The sequence below is a fragment of the Streptomonospora sediminis genome, from assembly GCF_054778995.1.
Genome location: NZ_BAAGYZ010000005.1, coordinates 102,028 through 120,216 on the forward strand (window position 1 = coordinate 102,028; position 18,189 = coordinate 120,216).

Annotated in this window: 15 protein-coding genes; 1 reads left to right on the top strand and 14 read right to left on the bottom strand. The window is 70.8% G+C overall.

The window, feature by feature from the left end; all coding sequences use genetic code 11:
- Positions 1-4: 4 nt before the first annotated feature.
- From ACYVD5_RS01085 to ACYVD5_RS01125, 9 genes are all read right to left on the bottom strand, one after another.
- The gene (locus ACYVD5_RS01085) at positions 5-1,333 is read right to left on the bottom strand and encodes a sensor histidine kinase (RefSeq protein ID WP_460998935.1); all 1,329 of its coding nucleotides are present in this window, start codon (positions 1,331-1,333) and stop codon (positions 5-7) included.
- Between the two features lie 183 nt (positions 1,334-1,516).
- Positions 1,517-2,380: an ABC transporter permease gene (locus ACYVD5_RS01090; protein ID WP_460998936.1), complete on the bottom strand. Its 864-nt coding sequence runs from the start codon at positions 2,378-2,380 to the stop codon at positions 1,517-1,519.
- A gap of 46 nt (positions 2,381-2,426) precedes the next feature.
- The gene (locus ACYVD5_RS01095) at positions 2,427-3,452 is read right to left on the bottom strand and encodes an ABC transporter ATP-binding protein (RefSeq protein ID WP_460998937.1); all 1,026 of its coding nucleotides are present in this window, start codon (positions 3,450-3,452) and stop codon (positions 2,427-2,429) included.
- Positions 3,453-3,702: 250 nt separating this feature from the next.
- Positions 3,703-5,142, bottom strand: coding sequence for an NAD(P)/FAD-dependent oxidoreductase (locus ACYVD5_RS01100; RefSeq protein WP_460998938.1), 1,440 nt, complete (start codon positions 5,140-5,142; stop codon positions 3,703-3,705).
- Between the two features lie 124 nt (positions 5,143-5,266).
- Positions 5,267-6,127 carry an ABC transporter permease gene (locus tag ACYVD5_RS01105; protein WP_460998939.1) on the bottom strand — a complete coding sequence of 287 codons (861 nt, stop codon included), beginning with the start codon at positions 6,125-6,127 and terminating at the stop codon, positions 5,267-5,269.
- A complete protein-coding gene (locus tag ACYVD5_RS01110) occupies positions 6,124-7,008 on the bottom strand; it encodes an ABC transporter permease (RefSeq protein WP_460998940.1) in 885 nt (294 codons plus the stop codon). The genes ACYVD5_RS01105 and ACYVD5_RS01110 overlap by 4 nt, the downstream gene beginning before the upstream one ends.
- Before the next feature lie 2 nt (positions 7,009-7,010).
- Positions 7,011-8,171 (bottom strand): polyamine ABC transporter substrate-binding protein, encoded by a 1,161-nt coding sequence (locus tag ACYVD5_RS01115; protein ID WP_460999243.1) that lies wholly within the window; start codon positions 8,169-8,171, stop codon positions 7,011-7,013.
- Between the two features lie 297 nt (positions 8,172-8,468).
- Positions 8,469-9,677, bottom strand: coding sequence for an ABC transporter ATP-binding protein (locus ACYVD5_RS01120; RefSeq protein WP_460998941.1), 1,209 nt, complete (start codon positions 9,675-9,677; stop codon positions 8,469-8,471).
- 22 nt (positions 9,678-9,699) lie between these two features.
- Positions 9,700-11,154, bottom strand: coding sequence for an aminobutyraldehyde dehydrogenase (locus tag ACYVD5_RS01125; protein ID WP_460998942.1), 1,455 nt, complete (start codon positions 11,152-11,154; stop codon positions 9,700-9,702).
- A gap of 209 nt (positions 11,155-11,363) precedes the next feature.
- Here ACYVD5_RS01125 and ACYVD5_RS01130 point away from each other — a divergent pair, with 209 nt between their 5' ends.
- On the top strand, positions 11,364-12,746 hold the full coding sequence (locus ACYVD5_RS01130) for an aspartate aminotransferase family protein (protein WP_460998943.1): 1,383 nt from the start codon (positions 11,364-11,366) through the stop codon (positions 12,744-12,746).
- Between the two features lie 186 nt (positions 12,747-12,932).
- Here the strand turns inward: ACYVD5_RS01130 and ACYVD5_RS01135 are convergent, their stop codons facing one another.
- The 5 genes from ACYVD5_RS01135 to ACYVD5_RS01155 form a co-directional block, all read right to left on the bottom strand.
- On the bottom strand, positions 12,933-13,697 hold the full coding sequence (locus tag ACYVD5_RS01135) for a crotonase/enoyl-CoA hydratase family protein (RefSeq protein WP_460998944.1): 765 nt from the start codon (positions 13,695-13,697) through the stop codon (positions 12,933-12,935).
- Between the two features lie 93 nt (positions 13,698-13,790).
- Complete coding sequence (locus ACYVD5_RS01140; protein WP_460998945.1) at positions 13,791-14,564, bottom strand: SDR family NAD(P)-dependent oxidoreductase; 774 nt, start codon at positions 14,562-14,564, stop codon at positions 13,791-13,793.
- A 107-nt stretch (positions 14,565-14,671) separates the two neighbouring features.
- Entirely contained in the window at positions 14,672-15,736 is a 1,065-nt protein-coding gene (locus ACYVD5_RS01145; RefSeq protein ID WP_460998946.1) for an ROK family glucokinase, read from the bottom strand.
- A 10-nt stretch (positions 15,737-15,746) separates the two neighbouring features.
- Positions 15,747-16,580 (bottom strand): hypothetical protein, encoded by an 834-nt coding sequence (locus tag ACYVD5_RS01150; protein WP_460998947.1) that lies wholly within the window; start codon positions 16,578-16,580, stop codon positions 15,747-15,749.
- A 108-nt stretch (positions 16,581-16,688) separates the two neighbouring features.
- Positions 16,689-18,089 (bottom strand): KamA family radical SAM protein, encoded by a 1,401-nt coding sequence (locus tag ACYVD5_RS01155; protein ID WP_460998948.1) that lies wholly within the window; start codon positions 18,087-18,089, stop codon positions 16,689-16,691.
- Positions 18,090-18,189: the final 100 nt, after the last annotated feature.

Here is an 18,189-nt window from a genome sequence, read left to right on the forward strand (position 1 = left end):
CTCTCTAGCCTGGCTCTCCACCGGATTCCGCGCCCGCTCTGCCACCGGGGTGTCCGGCCTGTTCCGGGCCGGGGCGGCCCGGCCGGCCCTCGGGCAGCGGCAGCACGGCCCGCAGCAGGAACCCGTCCTTGCCGGACGTGCGGCTGGCCGTGAGCGCGCCGCCGGCGGCGGCGACGCGTTCCGCCAGCCCGGAAAGCCCGTTGCCGAACGGCACGGCGGAATCGGCGCCGGGGTCGGGGGCGGGCACCCCGTCGTTGAACACCTCGGTGACCAGCGTGGCGCCGTCGCGGCGCAGCGTGATCGTGCAGCGTTTGGCCGCGCTGTGCCGTAGCACGTTGGTGGTGCCCTCGCGCACCACCCACGAGGCGATGGCCCGCTGGTCGGCGGGCAGGTCGGTGTCGGCTCCGGATACCGTGCAGCGCAACCCCGCCGCGGTGAGCACCGCCTGTACACCGGCGGCCTCCGCGGCAAGGTCGACGTCGCGGTAGCCGGTGACGGCCGAGCGGACGTCGCGCAGCGCGTCGCGGGCCAGGGCTTGCACGGCGGCCATCTCGCGGGCGGCGCTGTGCGGGTCGATCTCGGCCAACCGGGTGGCGAGTTCGCTCTTGACCGCGACCGCGGAGATGCTGTGGCCGAGCAGGTCGTGGATGTCGCGGGAGAACCGCAGCCGCTCCTCGGACACGGCGAGCCGGGCTTGGGCCTCGCGCGCTGCATGCGCCTCGGCCACGGCGTCCCAGAGCAGGATGATGGCGGCGTTGCTGGCCACCATGACGAGCCAGACCACGAGGTTGATGGCCGCGGCGACGCCGACCACGGTCAGCTGCGCCGGCAGCGCGTCGCCGCGCATCGCGACCAGGAGCGGTGCGCTGCCGGCGGCGAACATCAGCACCAGATAGCCGGCCTTGTGCCGCTTGCGGCCCGTGACGGCGACACTCGCGCACCAGAACTGGCTCGCGGTCAGCGCGATGGGGTGGGGGCCGAGCAGTCCGAGCGTCACCAGCAGCGCCAGATAGGACAGTGCCACGTCCCGGCGCAGCGTGGTTGCGGGCCGGTCGATGCGGGTGCGGATCACCCGCATGGCGAAGTAGGCGAGCACGAACGAGCTGAGCGCACCGGCCGCCGGCAGGACCGCGCCCAATGTGCCCGGCACGCGGCCGGCGAAGGTCACCAACTCGGGGGTGACCAGCACATTGGGTAGGGCGGCCAGTGCGGCTACCGTGCAGAACAGCGGCGTCGTGGTCGACAGCAGCAGCACGATCCGGCGGGCGCGGTCCAGCCTGCGCCCCAACCGGTCGGTGTCGGCTGCGGTGGAGGCGACGTTTCCGATCGCCACGTGCCCACCTCCTCCTTGCCGGCGCCGGCCGCCTACCGCGGCGACCAGCTTAGATGCCGCCTACCGGACCGCGCTCGCGTGCGCAGGCACGTGTGCGGCGGCCAGCCGGTGTCCCGGTCGGCCGCCGCGGTGTGCCACCGGAGGGAGCGCGCCCGTCCTTTCCCTCCGGTGGGCCTGTAGCGCTCAATCGGGCCGGCGGGGGTCCCAGCGGAAGAAGCGCAGCGAGAACACGGCGATGGCCGTCCAGACCAGGACCAGCGCCAGCGAAGGCAGCGCGGCGCTCCACAGGTCCAGGCCCGTTGCGGGGGCCGCCCCGGCGTAGCCGCCGAAGAGGTCGTAACCGAGGTAGCCGGCGCGCAGCAGGTCCACTGCCGGCGCCATCGGCAGCAACCGGGCGGCCGCGGCAACCGTGTCCGGGAACATCTCCAGCGGGATCGCCGCCCCGCTGGCCGCGTAGAACAGCAGGAACGGGAACATGCTCATCATCTGTGCGCTTTCGGCGTTGCGCGCGAAACGGGTGGAAGCCGCGCCCAGCAGCGACATGGTCACCGTTGTCAGCAGCACGGTCACCGCGACCAGCACCGGATCGGCCGGCAGCGCGCCATGGCGCACGCCCAGCACGGCGACGACGACCAGCGTGAGCACCGCCACCGCGGCCAGCACCGACAGCGTCGTCGCCGCGAACAGCGCGAACGGCGCCACCCCGCCGGCACGGAAGCGCTTGAGGACGAGTTGCTCGCGGCGGGCGGCGTAGATGTTGGAGACGTGCATGATGCCGATCATCATCGCGATGACCGCCGGAGTACCCGCGACCGCCAGCACGGTGCCGTCGGCGCCGGGGACCGGCGACTCGCCGCCGGTGATCAGCGCGAGGGCGACGAAGACCAGCGGGAACAGGACGAAGAACAGTGCGGTGCGGTACCGGTGGAGCAGCGTGAACTCGGTGCGGGTCAGCCGCAGGGCCTGGTGGATCGCGTTGACGGGGCGGCGCGGCGGCGCCGACCCGTCGCGGGCCGGCCCCGGTGCCTGCTCGGCGGTGGTGCTCATGGCGGTGTGCCCTCCGGGTCGTGCGGTGGTCGGCCGGCTGCAGCCGCTAAGCGGCCGTTGCCGGGCCCGGGCCGGCTGCGACGGCGCCGGCGGTGCCCTCGGCGACGCTGAGGAAGACGTCCTCCAGCGACGCGCTCCGCAGTTCCAACCGCTCCAGGGTGGTGCCCCGCAGCCGGGCCCACTCCAGCAGCGCTTCCAGCGCCCGGTGGGCGCGGCCTGCGGTGTCGTCGCCGCGTACGGTGTAGCCGACCCACGGGGTACTGCCGCGCATCTCGACGGCGGCACTCGCCCCGGGCAGCTCGGGCAGGTCCGCGGACCGCACGTCGGCGGGTAGGCGGAAACCGATGCGGTCGCCCCATTCGGCGACCACGTCGCGCACCGTGCCCTCGACCCGGATCTCGCCGCGGTGCATGATGGCCAGCCGGTCGGCGAGGCGCTCGGCCTCTTCCAGGTAGTGCGTGGTGAGCAGGATCGCCGTGCCGGCGCGTACCAGTTCGGCGATGGTCGCCCAGGTGGCGCGGCGGGCCTCGGGGTCCATGCCGGTGGTCGGCTCATCCAGGAACAGTGCTTCGGGGCGCGACAGGACCGCCAACCCGAGGTCGAGCCGGCGCTTCTGCCCGCCGGAGAGCCGGTTGACGGGCACCTTCGCCTTGTCGGCGAGGTCGACCAGCTCCAGCACCTCGGCGCGGTCCATCGGGTCGGCCGCAAGGTCGCGGGAGAGGTCGACGGTCTCGGCCGCGGTGAGCTCCGGGAGCAGGCCGCTGTGCTGGAGCACGGCGTCGACACGTTCGCGCAGCTCGGGCGGTTGGCCGTAGGGGTCGGTGCCGAAGACTCGGACGGTTCCGGAGGAGGGCCGGCGGAAACCCTCCAGGGTCTCGATGGTGGTGGTTTTACCCGCGCCGTTGGTCCCCAGCAGCGCGAACAGCTCGCCGCGCCGGACCTCGAACGAGATCCCCTTGACGGCTTCGAACGTGCCGTAGCTCTGCCGCAGGCCGCGGACACTGATCGCGGTGTCGGCGGGGGTGCCGCCGGCGGGGCTGTCGCCGGATCCGGGCCGGACTGCTGTGCTCATGGCACCGATTCTTCCGGCCCGGCCCCTCCCGCCCCAGATCCCGATGTCACCGGCTGGGCGTGCGGATCGCGCAGTGCGCACCTGACACCTGTCATGGGTGGCGGCCGACCCGGGCGGGCACGTGTGTCCGTTATGCCGGGTTCCCGGAGATGATCATGCTGGCATGCCCGTCTCAGCTTTGATTTTTGGACACTTCTGCAGGGTCGGTGTGCCGGGCAGTCTGGATCGATCAGGGCTTATCAGACAGGGCTTAGCTGTCGAAACCCATCCCCAGGGCGTCGAGGGTGCGCAGCCACAGGTTGCGGTGGCCGCGGTTGCGGTCGGCGTGGGCCAGGGAGAGTTTGGTGAGCTCGATGCCTGCATAGCGCAGCGGCTCGGGCGGGAACGGGACAGGTTTGCCGCGGACCATTTCCAGCCGGGTGCGTTCGGTGTCGGCGCCGTCGAGGCGGTCCAGCATCACCTCGGCGCCGAACCGGGTCGCGCCCACGCCCAGGCCGGTGTAGCCCGCTGCGTAGGCCAGCCGGCCGCCGAATGCGGTGCCGAAGAACGCGCAGAACCGGCTGCAGGTGTCGATCACTCCGCCCCACCGGTGGCTGAAGGAGACGTCCTCCAGTTGCGGGAAGGTCGTGAAGAAATTGCGGGCGAGCCGGTCGAAGGTGTCGGGGCGCTGGTCGTAGCCGGGACGCACGCGGCCGCCGTAGTGGTAGATGACGTCGTAGCCGCCCCACAGGATGCGGTTGTCCGCGGTGAGCCGGTAGTAGTGGAACCGGTTTCCGGAGTCGCTGAGGCCCTGGCGGCCCTGCCAGCCGATCGAGGCGAGCTGCTCGGTGCTGAGCGGTTCGGTGGCCAGGGCGTAGTCGTAGACGGGCGCGACGAAGTTGCGGATGCGGCGCAGGGGGCCGGGGAACGCGCCACTGCCCCAGGCGACCCGCTCGGCCAGCACCGATCCGTCCCGGCTCTGCAGGAGCAGGCCGCCGCGCTCGGCGCGGATGCGGCGGATGGGGGTGTTCTCGTAGATGCGCACGCCCAGCCGCAGGCACGCCTCGCGCAGCCCCCACACCAGCTTGGCGGGATGCACCATGGCCGTCCCGTCGGAGTCGAACAGGCCGCCCAGGTAGGTGGGCGAGTCGACCTCGGCGCGGGCCGCGGCGCCGGTGAGTGTGCGCACGTTCTGGCCCAGTGCGCGCAGCGCGGCCGCCTCGTCGGTCAGTTCGTCGACCTGCCAGGGTTCGGTGGCCACCACCATCTCGCCGGTGCGTTCGAACTCGCAGTCGATGCCGTGGCGGGCAACGGAGTCCTGGATGGCGTCCAGGTTGGCGTGGCCGAGCCGTTCCAGTTCGGCGATCTCCGCGGGCCAGCGCTCGGCGCCGTTGGCGTGGCCGTGGGTCAGGCTGGCCGAGCAGAACCCGCCGTTGCGGCCGGACGCGGCCCAGCCCGATGTGCGGGCCTCCACCAGGACGACGTCGCGTCCGGGGTCGCGCTCCTTGGCGATGAGGGCGCTCCACAGCCCGCTGAAACCGCCGCCGACGACGGCGAGGTCGGCCCGCTCGACACCCGAAAGCGGCGGGGCGGCCTCGGGCGGGGCTTGGCCCGGCACGCCGGGGTCCAGCCAGACGGCGCCGGGCCGGGCGGCGGCCAGGGCTCTGGACGCCAGGGCCGCCTGGGACGGTGCCGGTGCGGGCGCGGACATGGGGATCAGCTCCGTTCTCGGTTGCGGCGCTTGTGCGTTGTGGCGCCGGTGCGGCAGGTGGGGCACCGGCGCGGGTGCGCCGCGGCGGGCCGGCGGCCGCTGCTGCCGCCGGCCCGCCGGCGGGCTAGCGGCTGCGGCGGCGCGCCAGCACCAGGTTGCCGATGGCAAGTGCCACCCCGATCGCGAAGATCAGCGTGCCCATCACGTTGACCTGCGGCGGGATACCGACGCGCGTGGCACCCCAGATCCACACCGGGAACGTCTGGGTGCTGCCGGAGACGAACGAGGTGATGATGTAGTCGTCGACCGACAGCGCGAAGGCGATCAGCCCGCCGGAGGCGATCGCCGGCACCAGCAGCGGCAGCGTCACCAGGCGCAGCGTGGTCAGCGGGGTGGCGCCGAGGTCGCGTGCGGCCTCCTCGATGCCGGGGTCCATGGTCAGTACCCGCGCCCGCACCGTGATGGCCACGAACGACACCGAGAACATCACGTGGGCGATCAGGATCGTCACGTAGCCGGCGGCGATGTTCATGGTCAGAAACATCGACAGCAGCGACGCGCCCAGCACCACCTCCGGCGCCGAGATCGCCGAGAACATCACCAGGTTGGTGGCCGAGCGCCCGGCGAAGCGGTAGCGCCCCAGGGCCAGACCCAGCAGCGTGCCGAGGAACCCGGCGATCAGCATGGTCAGCAGCGCGATCGTGACCGTGTTCAGCAGCGCGGTGTTGAGGTCGGGGTAGTCGAAGGCGTCGGCGTACCACCGGAAGGTGAACCCCTGCCAGGTGACGTTGTGCCGCCCCTGTACATCGTTGAAGCTGAACAGGACCATGAACACGATCGGCGCGAACAGCCACGCCAGCACACCCCAGGTGAAGTACTTTCCCCAGTCGGGGCGCCGGCGCACGCGCGCGCGCCGCCGGGACCGCCGGGTGTCCGGAGCGCCGTCGGCGGGGCCGGCGGGGCCGGTCCGGGTCGCGGTGGTCATCCCGCCTGCACCTCCATCACCTGTTCGGTACCGAGTGCCCTGGCGTAGCTGAAGATGCCGGCGAGCAGCACCGCCATGAGGATGAAGGTGATCGCCGCGGCCAGGGGGTAGGCGTTGTTCACCAGGTACTGCGTCTGGATCACCTTGCCGATCATGGTGTTGCCGGTGCCGCCGAGGACGGTTGCGGTGACGTAGTCGGCGCTGGTCGGGATGAACACCATGATCACGCCGGCGAACACCCCCGGCAGCGACATGGGCAGCACCACGCGGACGAAGGCCTGGATACGGCCGGCGTAGAGGTCGTGGGCGGCCTCGACCACGCCGTGGTCCATGCGCTCCAGCACCGCGTAGATCGGCAGCACCATGAACGGCAGGAAGTTGTACGCCAGGCCGAACACCACCGCCGGTGCGGAGTTGAGGACCGACGCCTCGACCGGCAGCGCTCCGAGATCCTTGAGCGTGCCGAGGACGATCCCGTTGTCGGAGAGCAGGAACCCCCACGAGATCGTCCGCAGCACGAACGATACGAAGAACGGCAGCAGCACCAGCAGCAGGTAGGTCGACTTGTAGGCGCCGCCCTTGAACGCGATCCAGTAGGCCACCGGGTAGCCGAGAGCGATGGACAGCATCGTGGCCGAGGCTCCGTAAGCCAGCGACCGCAGGATCTGTTCCCAGTAAAGGGCGATCGCGTTCACGTAGTTGTCCACGGCGAAGGTGAACGCGAAGCCCGTGCTGAGGCTGCCGGTCATCAGCGACATCGACGCCACACTGGCGATGGGTGCCACGAAGAACAGCGCCAGCCACAGCCACCCGGGCAGGACCAATGCGTAGGGCGCGAGCCTGGCTGCGCGGCCGCGCGTGCGTGCTTGTGTTGCCGCCATGGTCAGGACTGGGTAATGGCCAGGAACAACGGGGAGAATTCGTCCTCGTTGCTGGTGGTGACCGGGACGTAGTTGTGCAGCTTGGCGTTGTCGGACTCGCTGGGGAAGACCAGGGGGCTGTCGGCGACGCTTTCCAGCGCTTCCTTTGCGTCACCGGAGGCGTTCTCGGCTTTGTCCCGCAGGATGTCGCGCGCGGCTGGCACGGGGGTGATGTAGTTGATGTACTCCGTTAGGCCGGCGGCGATCTCCGGGTCGTAGAAGAAGTCCATCAGCATCAGCGCGTCCACCGGGTTTTCCGCGGTGATCGGGATCATCATGTTGTCGCTCCACAGCGTGGCGCCTTCGTCGGGGACGACGAACTTCAGGTTGGTGCCCTCTTCGACGTTCTGCTGGAAGATGTCACCGGACCAGGCCATGGAAAGCCAGATGTCGCCCTTGCTCAGCGGCTGGATGTAGTCCTGGGCGTAGTAGCGGCGCACCAGGCCCTTCTTGCGCTGTTCCTCCAGGGCGTCGGCCGCCTCGATCCAGTCGCGCTCGTTGGAGTCGGCCGGCTTGACCCCGTTGTAGAGGAGCCCGAAGTTGGCCAGTTCCTGCGGGTCGGAGAACATGCCGACCTTGCCCTCGAACGCGGAGTCCCACAGGTCTTTCATGCTGGTGATCTCGCGGTCCACGTACTCGGGGTTGTAGGCGATGCCGGTGATGCCCGAGGCGTAGGGGACCGTGTAGCGGTTGCCGGGGTCGTAGCTGTTGTCCTTGTAGATCTGCGCCGCGTTCTCGGCGAAGTTGGGCAGTTTGGAGTGGTCCAGCGGCGCGAGGTAGTTCAGTTCCATCAGCTTGTTCAGCTCGATGCCGTTGGTGAGCACCATCATGTCGTAGCCGATGGACTCGCCCTGGGCGAGCGCCGGTTGGATCTTGCCGAAGAAGGACGGGGTGTCCTGGACCGCCTCGTCGTAGTTGACCTTGATGCCCGTCTCTTCGGTGAACGCCTTGAGTTCGGGCTTGTCGGGGTCCATGTACAGCGGCCAGTTGGCGAAGTCCAGTTTCCCGTTGCTCTTTTTACCGTCCCAGAATTCGCCGGTGGCCGCCTGCTCGTTGCCCTGGCCCTGCACTCCGCATGCGGAGAGTGCGAGCCCGGTGGCGGCCGTTCCGGTGAGGCCGAGCATGGAGCGGCGGGTGAATCTGCGCTGGGTGAGCCCGCGTGCCAGAGCAGCTTGCACGGGGTTGAGTCGTCGGGTCACAGCGGTCTGCTCTTTCCTGCGTTCGGGGGGTGGGGAGGGTAAAGGTGTTGCGTGGCAGAGCGGATACTGCAGGTGCTGTGTGCTGCGTTACCGGGTTATTGCGTGTGTACTGCCGTGTTGCGTGTACTGCTGTGCCGGCCCGGCTCTCCGGGCCGGTGCCGGTACCGGTGCCGCGGGCGGCAGGGGATAGGCGCCGCGGCCCGGGCCTGCTCGGCCGGGGCCCTAGCCCGGAAGGGCGTGGGCGTGTTCCGGCCGCCACGAAACGCCGACGGTGTCGCCGCGCTCGGCGGCGCCCGCGGCGTCCGAGGAGTTCTGCTGGAAGACGACGATCTCGGTTCCGTTGCCCAGCCGGACGGTGTAGTGGGTGGCCGAGCCCAGGTACACCAGCTCGGTCACCACGCCGGGCAGGTGGACCGCGGTGGCTGCGGACGGGGCCCCGGCGGTGTTTCCGGCCGGGTCGCCGGGTCCGCCGGAGCCCGGCCCACCGGAGGCGGCGCCGGTGTGCAGGGCCACCTTCTCGGGGCGCACGGTCACGTCGATCGCTGCGCCGTCCGGGGCGTCGCAGACCGCCGCGATGCTCCCGGCCGCGCCGAGGTCGACGGTCGCGTAGCCGCCGCTGCGCCCGGTGACCGTGCCGCTGAGCAGGTTGGACGTGCCGATGAATCCGGCGGTGAACCGGGTGGCGGGCCGCTCGTAGATCTCGGCGGGGGTGCCCAGTTGCTCGACCCGGCCGCCGTTCATCACCGCGATGCGGTCCGACATGGTCAGCGCTTCGCTCTGGTCGTGGGTGACGTAGACGAACGTGATGCCGACCTCGCGCTGGATGCGCTTGAGCTCGATCTGCATCGCCTGGCGCAGCTTGAGGTCGAGGGCGCCCAGAGGTTCGTCGAGCAGCAGCGCACTGGGCCGGTTGACCAGCGCCCGCGCCAGCGCGACCCGCTGCTGCTGGCCGCCGGAGAGCTTGCCCGGCTTGGTGCGTTCGCGCCCGCCCAGCTCGACCAGCTCCAGCGCCTCGCCGACCCGGCGTCTGGTCTCGCCGCCGGCCATGCCCTTGCGCCGGAGTCCGAAGGCGACGTTGTCGAAGACCGTCATGTGCGGAAAGAGCGCGTAGCTCTGGAAGACCATGTTGACGTCGCGCCGGTTGGGCGGCACGCCGGTGACATCGTCGCCGTGCAGCAGGACGGTCCCCGTGGTCGGGTCCTCGAAGCCGGCGACCACGCGCATGGTTGTGGTCTTGCCGCAGCCCGAGGGTCCCAGCAGCGAGAAGAACTCGCCCTGCTCGATGCGCAGGTCGACGCCGCGCACGGCCTGCACATTCTCGCCGCCGGAACGGTAGGTCTTGGTGATCTGCTGCAGGCTGATGGCGGGTGCACCCGCCGGGGTCGTGGCGCCGCTGCGGCGAGAACGCGGCTCCTCGGTGGCGGTGGCCATCGGTCGGCTCCTCACGGGTGCTCTAATCACGGCCGATATAGCTCATGACGTGCTTGATCCGGGTGTAGTCCTCCATGCTGTAAAGCGAGAGGTCCTTACCGTAACCGGAGTGCTTGAACCCGCCGTGCGGCATCTCGGCGATGAGCGGAATGTGGGTATTGATCCACACGCAGCCGAAATCCAGCCGCCGCGACACGCGAAGTGCGCGGGCGTGGTCTCGGGTCCACACGCTTGAGGCAAGACCATAGCGGACGGAATTGGCCCATTCGACCGCTGTGTCCTCATCACTGAATCGCTGCACCGTGATGACCGGTCCAAAGACCTCGTCGGTGACCATCTCGTCGCCCTGACGCAATCCGGTAACAACGGTGGGCGCGTAGAAATAGCCGGTGCCGCCGACACGCCGCCCGCCCGACAGCACCGCGGCGTGATCGGGTACGCGGTCGACGAATCCGGCGACGCGCTCCAATTGGGCCGCGTTGTTCAGCGGGCCGTAGGCGGCGTCGGCCTGGTCGGGGCCTGCCGTCTTGGTCCGGCCGGCCTGCTCGGCCAATGCCGCGGCAAGGTCGTCGTGCACACCGGGCGCCGCGATGACGCGGGTGGCCGCCGTGCAGTCCTGGCCGGCGTTGAAGTAGCCGGCTTCAGCGATACCGGCGGCGGCCTTGTCGATATCGGCGTCATCGAAGACGATGACCGGCGCCTTGCCGCCCAGCTCCAGGTGCAGCCGTTTCAGGTCGGCCGAGCCCTGCCGGGCGACCTCCAGGCCGGCGCGGGTGGACCCGGTCAGCGAGATCAGCCGCGGGACGGGGTGCTCGACCAGCGCGCGGCCGGTGTCGCGGTCGCCGGTGACGACGTTGAACACGCCGGGCGGCAGGAACTCGGCGGCGATCTCGGCGAGCAGCAGGGTGGACACCGGCGTGGTGTCGGAGGGCTTGAGCACCACCGTGTTGCCCGCCGCCAGCGCCGGGCCGATCTTCCAGGAGGCCATGGCCATGGGGTAGTTCCACGGCGTGATCTGGCCGACCGGTCCGAGGGGTTCGCGGCGCACCCAGGAGGTGTGGTCGGCGAGGTATTCGCCGGCGGCCTTGCCTTCGAGGTTGCGGGCCGCACCGGCGAAGAAGCGCAGCGCGTCGGTGACCTGCCAGAGCTCTTCGTCCCTGGTGAGTTGGACGGGTTTGCCGCAGTTCTCGACCTCGGCGGCGACCAGTTCGTCACCGCGTGCCTCGACCGCGTCGGCAAAGCGGTTGAGGGCGATCTGGCGCTCGGCCGGGGTGCTGTCGCGCCACCCGTTGTCGAAGGCGGCCGATGCGGCGCTGAAGGCGGCGTCGAGATCGGCCGGGCCGGAGAGCGCCGCCTGCGCGAAAACCTCGCCGGTGACCGGGTCGCGGAGGTCGCTGGTGCGCCCGTCCGCTGCGTCGGCGTACTCGCCGTTGATGAAGTTGCGCAACCGCCGGGGTCGGCTCGACTGCTCAGTCACGGGGGGTTCCTCCGAATGGCTGGGGACGCGTCTCGGCCTCTCCCGTACCATGTCAGACGCCATTTCGGCGGACAAGTGATTCCGTTGTAAAGATCGAATTTCGCAGTGGATACTTGACAGAGTTGGGATTGCTGCGACTATTTCACTGGGTTGACCAGGATGGTCCCCGCGATCCCCGCGATTCACGAGACCCGTTCAGGGGGAGCCAAGTGACAGCCCGGCACTACGACACGTCCGGTGCCCTCCAGCAGGCGGCCAAGAACCACCTCTGGATGCACTTCACCGAGATGGCGTCCTATACCGACTCCGAGATCCCCGTCATGGCCCGCGGCGAGGGCGCCTACGTCTACGACGACCGGGGCCGGCGCCGGCTGGACGGGCTCTCGGGACTTTTCGTGTCCCAGGTGGGCCACGGCCGCGAAGAGATCGCCGAAGCCATCGCCGCCCAGGCGCGCGAACTGGCCTACTTCCCGATCTGGACCTACGCCCACCCCACCGCGGTGCGCCTGGCCGACCGGCTGGCCCACCTCGCGCCCGGCGACCTGAACCGGGTCTTCTTCACCACCAGCGGCTCCGAGGCCGTCGAGAGCGCCTGGAAGCTCGCGCGGCAGTACTTCAAGGCCATCGGGCAGCCCACCCGGCACAAGGTCATCAGCCGCGAGACCGCCTACCACGGCACCAGCCTCGGCGCGCTGTCGATCACCGGCGTGCAGGACCTCAAGACCCCGTTCGAGCCGCTGGTGCCCAGCACCGTGCAGGTGCCCAACACCAACATCTACCGGGCGCCGGCGCACGGCGACGACCCCGAGGCGTTCGGCACCTGGGCCGCCGACCAGATCGAGCGGGCCATCGTGCAGAACGGCCCCGATACCGTCGCCGCCGTCTACATCGAGCCGGTGCAGAACTCCGGCGGCTGCTTCCCGCCGCCACCGGGGTACCTGCAGCGGGTGCGCGAGATCTGCGACCGCCACGGCGTGCTGATGGTCTCCGACGAGGTCATCTGCGCCTTCGGCCGGATCGGCGAGTACTTCGGCGCCACGCGGTTCGGCTACCTGCCCGACATGATCACCTTCGCCAAGGGGGTGACCTCGGGGTATGTGCCCATGGGCGGTGTGATCGCACGCGACCACCTGGCCGAGCCGTTCCAGGAGCCGGGCGGCATGTTCGCCCACGGCATCACGTTCGGCGGCCACCCGGTCGCCGCCGCGGCGGCGCTGGCCAACCTCGACATCTTCGAGGACGACAAGCTGCTGGAGAACGTGCGCCGCAACGCACCGGTATTCCGCTCGACCCTGGAGCGCCTGCACGATCTGCCCATCGTCGGCGACGTCCGCGGCGACGGCTACTTCTACGGGATCGAACTGGTCAAGGACAAGTACACCCGGGAAACCTTCTCCACCGAAGAGACCGACCGCCTGCTCAAGGGCTACCTATCGCCCGCCCTGTACGAGGCCGGGCTGATCTGCCGCGCCGACGACCGCGGCGACCCGGTCGTCCAGCTCGCCCCGCCGCTGATCTGCGGGCCGGAGCACTTCGATGAGATCGAGGCCATCCTGCGCGAGGTGCTCACCGCCGCCTGGCAGCGGATCTGAACACCGGTCGGCAGGTGGAGCACCGGAGCAGCCCGGGCGGGTGCGGCCGCCGCCGCACTCCCCCGCGCGCGGCGGCCCCGACATGTGCGGGGCCGCCGGGGCCGCTGCCCGATGCGGTCCGCGGCCACCGCAGCGGACCCGGCCGCAGCCGCGGCCGGGTCCGGGTCCGGCCGCGGGCGCCGGCCGTTACTCGCCTTTCCACTGCGGCGCGCGCTTCTCGGCGAAGGCCGCCGCACCCTCCATCGCGTCGTGGCTGGTGAAGACCTGTCCGGTGACTGCCTCCTGGCGCCGCCACTGCTCATCGCTCCCCCAGTCCGCGGACTCGGCGATGACCTCTTTGGAGACCGCGACCGCCAACGGGGCGTTGGCCGCGATGCGCGCCGCGAGCGCGCGGGCGCCCTCCAGCGCACCACCGGGAGAGGTGAGGCTGTTCACCAGACCCAGCTCGGCCATGCGCGGCGCGTCGACGGAGTCGCCGGTCAGGGCGAACTCCATGGCGATGTTGCGCGGGATGCGCTGCTGCAGGCGCAGCAGCCCGCCGCCGCCGGCCACCAGACCGCGTTTGACCTCGGGAATGCCGAACTTGGCGTCCTCGGCTGCCACCACGAGGTCGCAGGCCAGCACCACCTCGAACCCGCCGGCCAGCGCGTAGCCCTCAACGGCCGCGATCAGCGGCTTGCGCGGCGGCCGCTGCACGATCCCGGCAAAGCCGCGGCTCTCCACCATGGGCGCCTCGCCCTGCATGAACGCCTTGAGGTCCATGCCCGAGCAGAAGGTCTGCCCGGCACCGGTGAGGATGCCCGCCACCAGGTCCTTGCGGGAGTCCAGGGCGTCCAGCGCCTCGGCGATGCCCTGGGCCGCGGCGGCGTTGACGGCGTTCCTGGCCTGCGGGCGGTTGATCGTGATGACGGCGACGCCGTCTTCGGCGGTCCAGCTCACCTCGTCGCTCATCGCACTCCTTACTGGTTCCGCCCGCTGCGGGCGATCGGATCGGCGGGCCGGGCGCCCCGGCCGGGCCGACCGGGGCGTGCTGCGGGGAAGGTGCTACTTCGGGGGCATACGCAGGCCGCCGTCGAGCCGGACGACCTCGGCGTTGATGTAGCTGATCTCCAGCAGCGAGCGCACCAGCCGTGCGAACTCCGCTCCGGTGCCCAGCCGCTTGGGGAACGGGACGGGGGCGGCGAGGCGCTCCTTGAACTCGGCGGCCTCGGGGCCCTGGCCGTAGATGGGGGTGTCGAGGATGCCCGGTGCCACGGTGTTCACCCGGATCCCGGCCGCTGCCAGGTCGCGGGCCGCCGGCACGGTCATGCCGATGATGCCGCCCTTGGACGACGAGTAGGCGATCTGCCCGATCTGGCCCTCGATCCCGGCCAGTGACGCGGTGTTGACGATGGCGCCGCGCTCTCCGTCGTCGTTGGCCGGCTCGGCGGCCGACATCGCCGCCGCGGCGAGCCGCACCGTGTTGAACGTGCCGATGAGGTTGACCTCGATGACCTTCTTGTAGCCGGCCAAGTCGTGGGGTACACCCTCCTTGTTGACCGTCCGGGTGGCCCAGCCGATGCCCGCGCACGAGACCGCCGCCCGCAGCGGCAGCCCGGTGTCCACGGCGGCCTGCACGGCGGCCTGCACCTGGTCCTCGTCGGCGACATCGGTGGCGGCGAACACGCCGCCGACCTCCTTGGCCAGCGCCTCGCCCCGCTCGGCGTTCAGGTCGGCGACGACGACCCGCGCCCCCGCAGCTGCGAGTTCTTTGACGGTGGCTTCACCCAGCCCGCTTGCGCCGCCGGTGACGAGGGCGGCAACTCCGTTCAGCTCCATGAGCGGCACTCTACAGACACGCGGGCGCCCAGACTAGAACGAGGTTCGGTTGCGCGGAAAGCCGTACCGCACCGCCCGCCGGCGCCGCTCCCATCCGGTGCCGGCGGTCACCGCAGGCGGCCCGGACCGCCGCCGCGGCCGAAGGTGCCGATGCGGCGCTGGCGGCGGCCCTGCCGCCAGCGCGGCAGCGCATCGCGGGCGAGATCGGCCGCACCGATCAACCCGGCCTCGTTGCCCAGTTCGGCCGCGACGATGGACGGTTCGGGCCGGTACCCGCGGCCGGTCAGCGTGCGCCGGAACGCGCGCCGCGCCGGGCCGAGCAGCAGTTCGCCGCATTCGGAAACCCCGCCGCCGATGATGAACAGCTCGGGATCGAACGCCGCGGCAAGGTTGGCCAGCCCCAGCCCCAGCCAGCCGCCCGCCTCCTCCAGCAGCTCCACGCACGCCATGTCGCCGGCCCGGGCCAGCTCGCTCACCAGCGGCCCGGTGATCAGCGAGGGCGTGCCCGCAACGGCGTTGATCAGCCCGCGGGCCACCGGCGAGTCGGCCGCCGCCAGCTCGCGCGCCTCGCGGGTGACCGCGTTGCCGCTGGCGTACTGCTCCCAGCAGCCGCGGTTGCCGCACTCGCAGCGGTGTCCCCCCGGCACCACGGTCATGTGCCCGAACTCGCCGGCGATGCCGTGGCGGCCGCGGTACAGCCCGCCGCCGATGATGACGGCACCGCCGATCCCGGTTCCCAGGTTGACCACCACGGTGTCGGCGGCCCCGCGTCCGGCGCCCACCCTGGTCTCGGCCCACGCCGAGGCGTTGGCGTCGTTCTCCACAACCACCGGCAGGTGCAGCCGCGAACGCAGCGCCTCGCGCAGCGGCTCGCTGCGCCAGGACAGGTGCGGCGCGAACAGCACGGCCGCGCGCTGCTCGTCGACGAACCCGGCCGCGCCCACGCCGACCGCGCGCACCGGGAAATCGCGCCGCAATGCGGTGACCACCTCGGTGATGGTGTCCTCGACCACCTTGGGGCTCTTGCTGCGGTCGGGGGTTTCGGCACGCTCGCGCGCCAGGATGCGGCCGCCGGGGGTCACCACACCGGCGGCGACCTTGCTGCCGCCGATGTCGACCCCGATCACCAGCCCGCGGTGGTTGATCCGGGCACTGCCGCGCGTAGAAGCCATCTTGAGGACTCTAGCCAGCGGCGCGCCCGGCTACACCGCCCGGGGTCAGCACGCCCGGCTCGGCCGGTGCCGGATCGGGCGGGGCATCCAGGTCGTGGCGGCCGGCGATGAGCTCCTGAACGCGGATCTTGGCCTTGATCAGCGGTCGCCGGATCCGCGTGTCGCGGCGGACGGCCTGGGCCAGCTTTACCGAGCCGGCCGGGTAGCGCCAGCGCGCCCACGGCGACCCCGGTACGGCCAGCCGGACGGCCGCCACCACCGAGATCGCGGGCACGAACACCCCGACCAGCCCGGTCCAGATCTTGCCCTTGAGCAGGCTGATCACCGAGCCCGCCAAGTTGACCAGGGTCAGCACCAGCAGCCCCGACTGGATCGTGGTCTGCCAGCCGCCCGGCCCCACGGCCTGGAACTGGTCCCAGCCGAACGGGCGGATGCCGGTCAGCAGCAGACCGGTCAGCGCCACGGCCACGAACACCGCATCGACCGAGGCGCGCCCCTGCTCGGTCCAGTAGACGTCGCGCAAGTGCAGAATCAGCGCGAACTCGTCGAGCACCAGCGCCGAACCCAGCCCGAACAGCGCCGCGGCCACCGCAATGGGCACGCCCGCGCGGTCGGTGATCAGCAGTGCCGAAACGCCGCCGACCATCATCAGCCCGACCCCGAACACGACGTGGTGGATGTGCAGCCCGCCGGGCCGCAGGTTGCCCGGCCACCAGCGGACACCCGCGCGGATCATCCGCACGCTCATCCGGATCAGCAGGAAGCCGGCCACGAAGGCGACGAAGAAGCAGAAGAGCGGCAGCCGGCCTGTCGCCACGACGGTGCTGCCGAACAACTCGGCCATCGGACTCCTAGGAGGGGGTGCGATACCGGCCCGCGGGGTGCGGGAGATGGGCCGTCCCCCACAGTACGTCGTCGGGTTTCCGGCGATGATCATGCTGGAATGCCCATCTCAGCTTTGATATTCGAGCATCTCCGCAGGGTCGGCCGCCCGCCCCGGCCCCCTTTCATGAGGGAAGTGGTCGGCTCCCAGCGCGGGTTGGAGGTCGGACAGCCAGGCCGCTTTCTCGTCGTAGCGGGCGAAGAACGGCCGGCCCACCAGTTCGGGGTCGCGGGCCTGGATGAAGTGGCAGACGAACACCTTCTCGCCGGCGATCTCGGCGACGCCGTCGATGCACACCTTGCCCGGTGTCGCCGACATGGACGGCCCGCGCACGGTGCGCGCGAGCCCGGAGACGCGCGTGTAGGCGCCCCGGAAGATCTCGTAGGCCGCGGCCAACGGGACGGCGAAGTAGTCCTGGGGACCGGTGTCGCGCTCGACGAACATGTAGTAGGGCACCATGCCGTACCGCACGTGGGTGCGCCACATGGTCTCCCAGGTGGCCGAGTCGTCGTTGATCGTGCGGATCAGCGGCGCCTGGGTGCGGATGACCGCACCGGTGCCGCGGAGGCGCTCCACCGCCCGGCGGACCAGATCGGGCCCCATCTCGTTGGGATGGGAGAAGTGCGCCATGAACGCCAGGTTCTTCCCGGAGGCGACCACGCGCTCGAACAGGCGCAGCGTGTCGTCGGCGTCGGGGTCGGTGGTGAAGCGCTGCGGCCAGTAGGCCAGCGACTTGGTGCCGATGCGGATGGACTCCAGCGTCTCCACACCCAGCAGCGGCTCGATGTAGCGCGCAAGCACGCCCTCACCCATGATCATCGGGTCGCCGCCGGTGAACAGCACACTGGTGACCTCGGGGTGGCGGTGCAGGTACGCCACCAGATGGTCGATCTCACCGGAGGCGAACTTCAGGTCGGGCTCGCCGACGAACTGCGCCCAGCGAAAGCAGTAGGTGCAGTAGGCGTGGCAGGTCTGGCCCTGCTTGGGGAAGAACAGCACCGTCTCGTGGTACTTGTGCTGCACGCCTTCCAACGGGTCCTCGCCGCCGGAGCCCGACGAGGGGACGTTGAGGTCCATCTGCCCGGCCGGATGCGGGTTGAGCTGCGCGCGGACCTCGTTGGCCGCCCGGTTTAGCTCCTTTTTGGGCGCGTCGGCGCGCAGCAGGTCGGCGATGCGGGCGACATCGGCGGCGGGGAGCATGTCGGCTTGGGGGAACACCAGGCGGTAGATCGGGTCATCGGGCGCGGCCGCCCAGTCGATCAGCTCGTCGACGACGTAGCTGTTGACCCGGAACGGCAGCACCGTGGCGACCGCCCGGACCGCGAGGCGCTCGGCATCTCCCAGCCCGGCCCGAGCCGTGAGTTCGTCCAGGTGCTTGGTCGTGTAGGCCCGGAACCGGCGTCCAGCCGGCGCGGACGGGGGTGAGGGCGAGGGCGGGGACGACAGTGCCGCGTCGTGCGTCAAGCTCACGTGTCCTTACCTTTCATGTGGGAGGTCGGTCCTGACCGTCCGTAGGGTCGAAAGACCCCGAAAGCGCCAGGTATGGCTGCAATGTGTCTGCCGCAGGTGA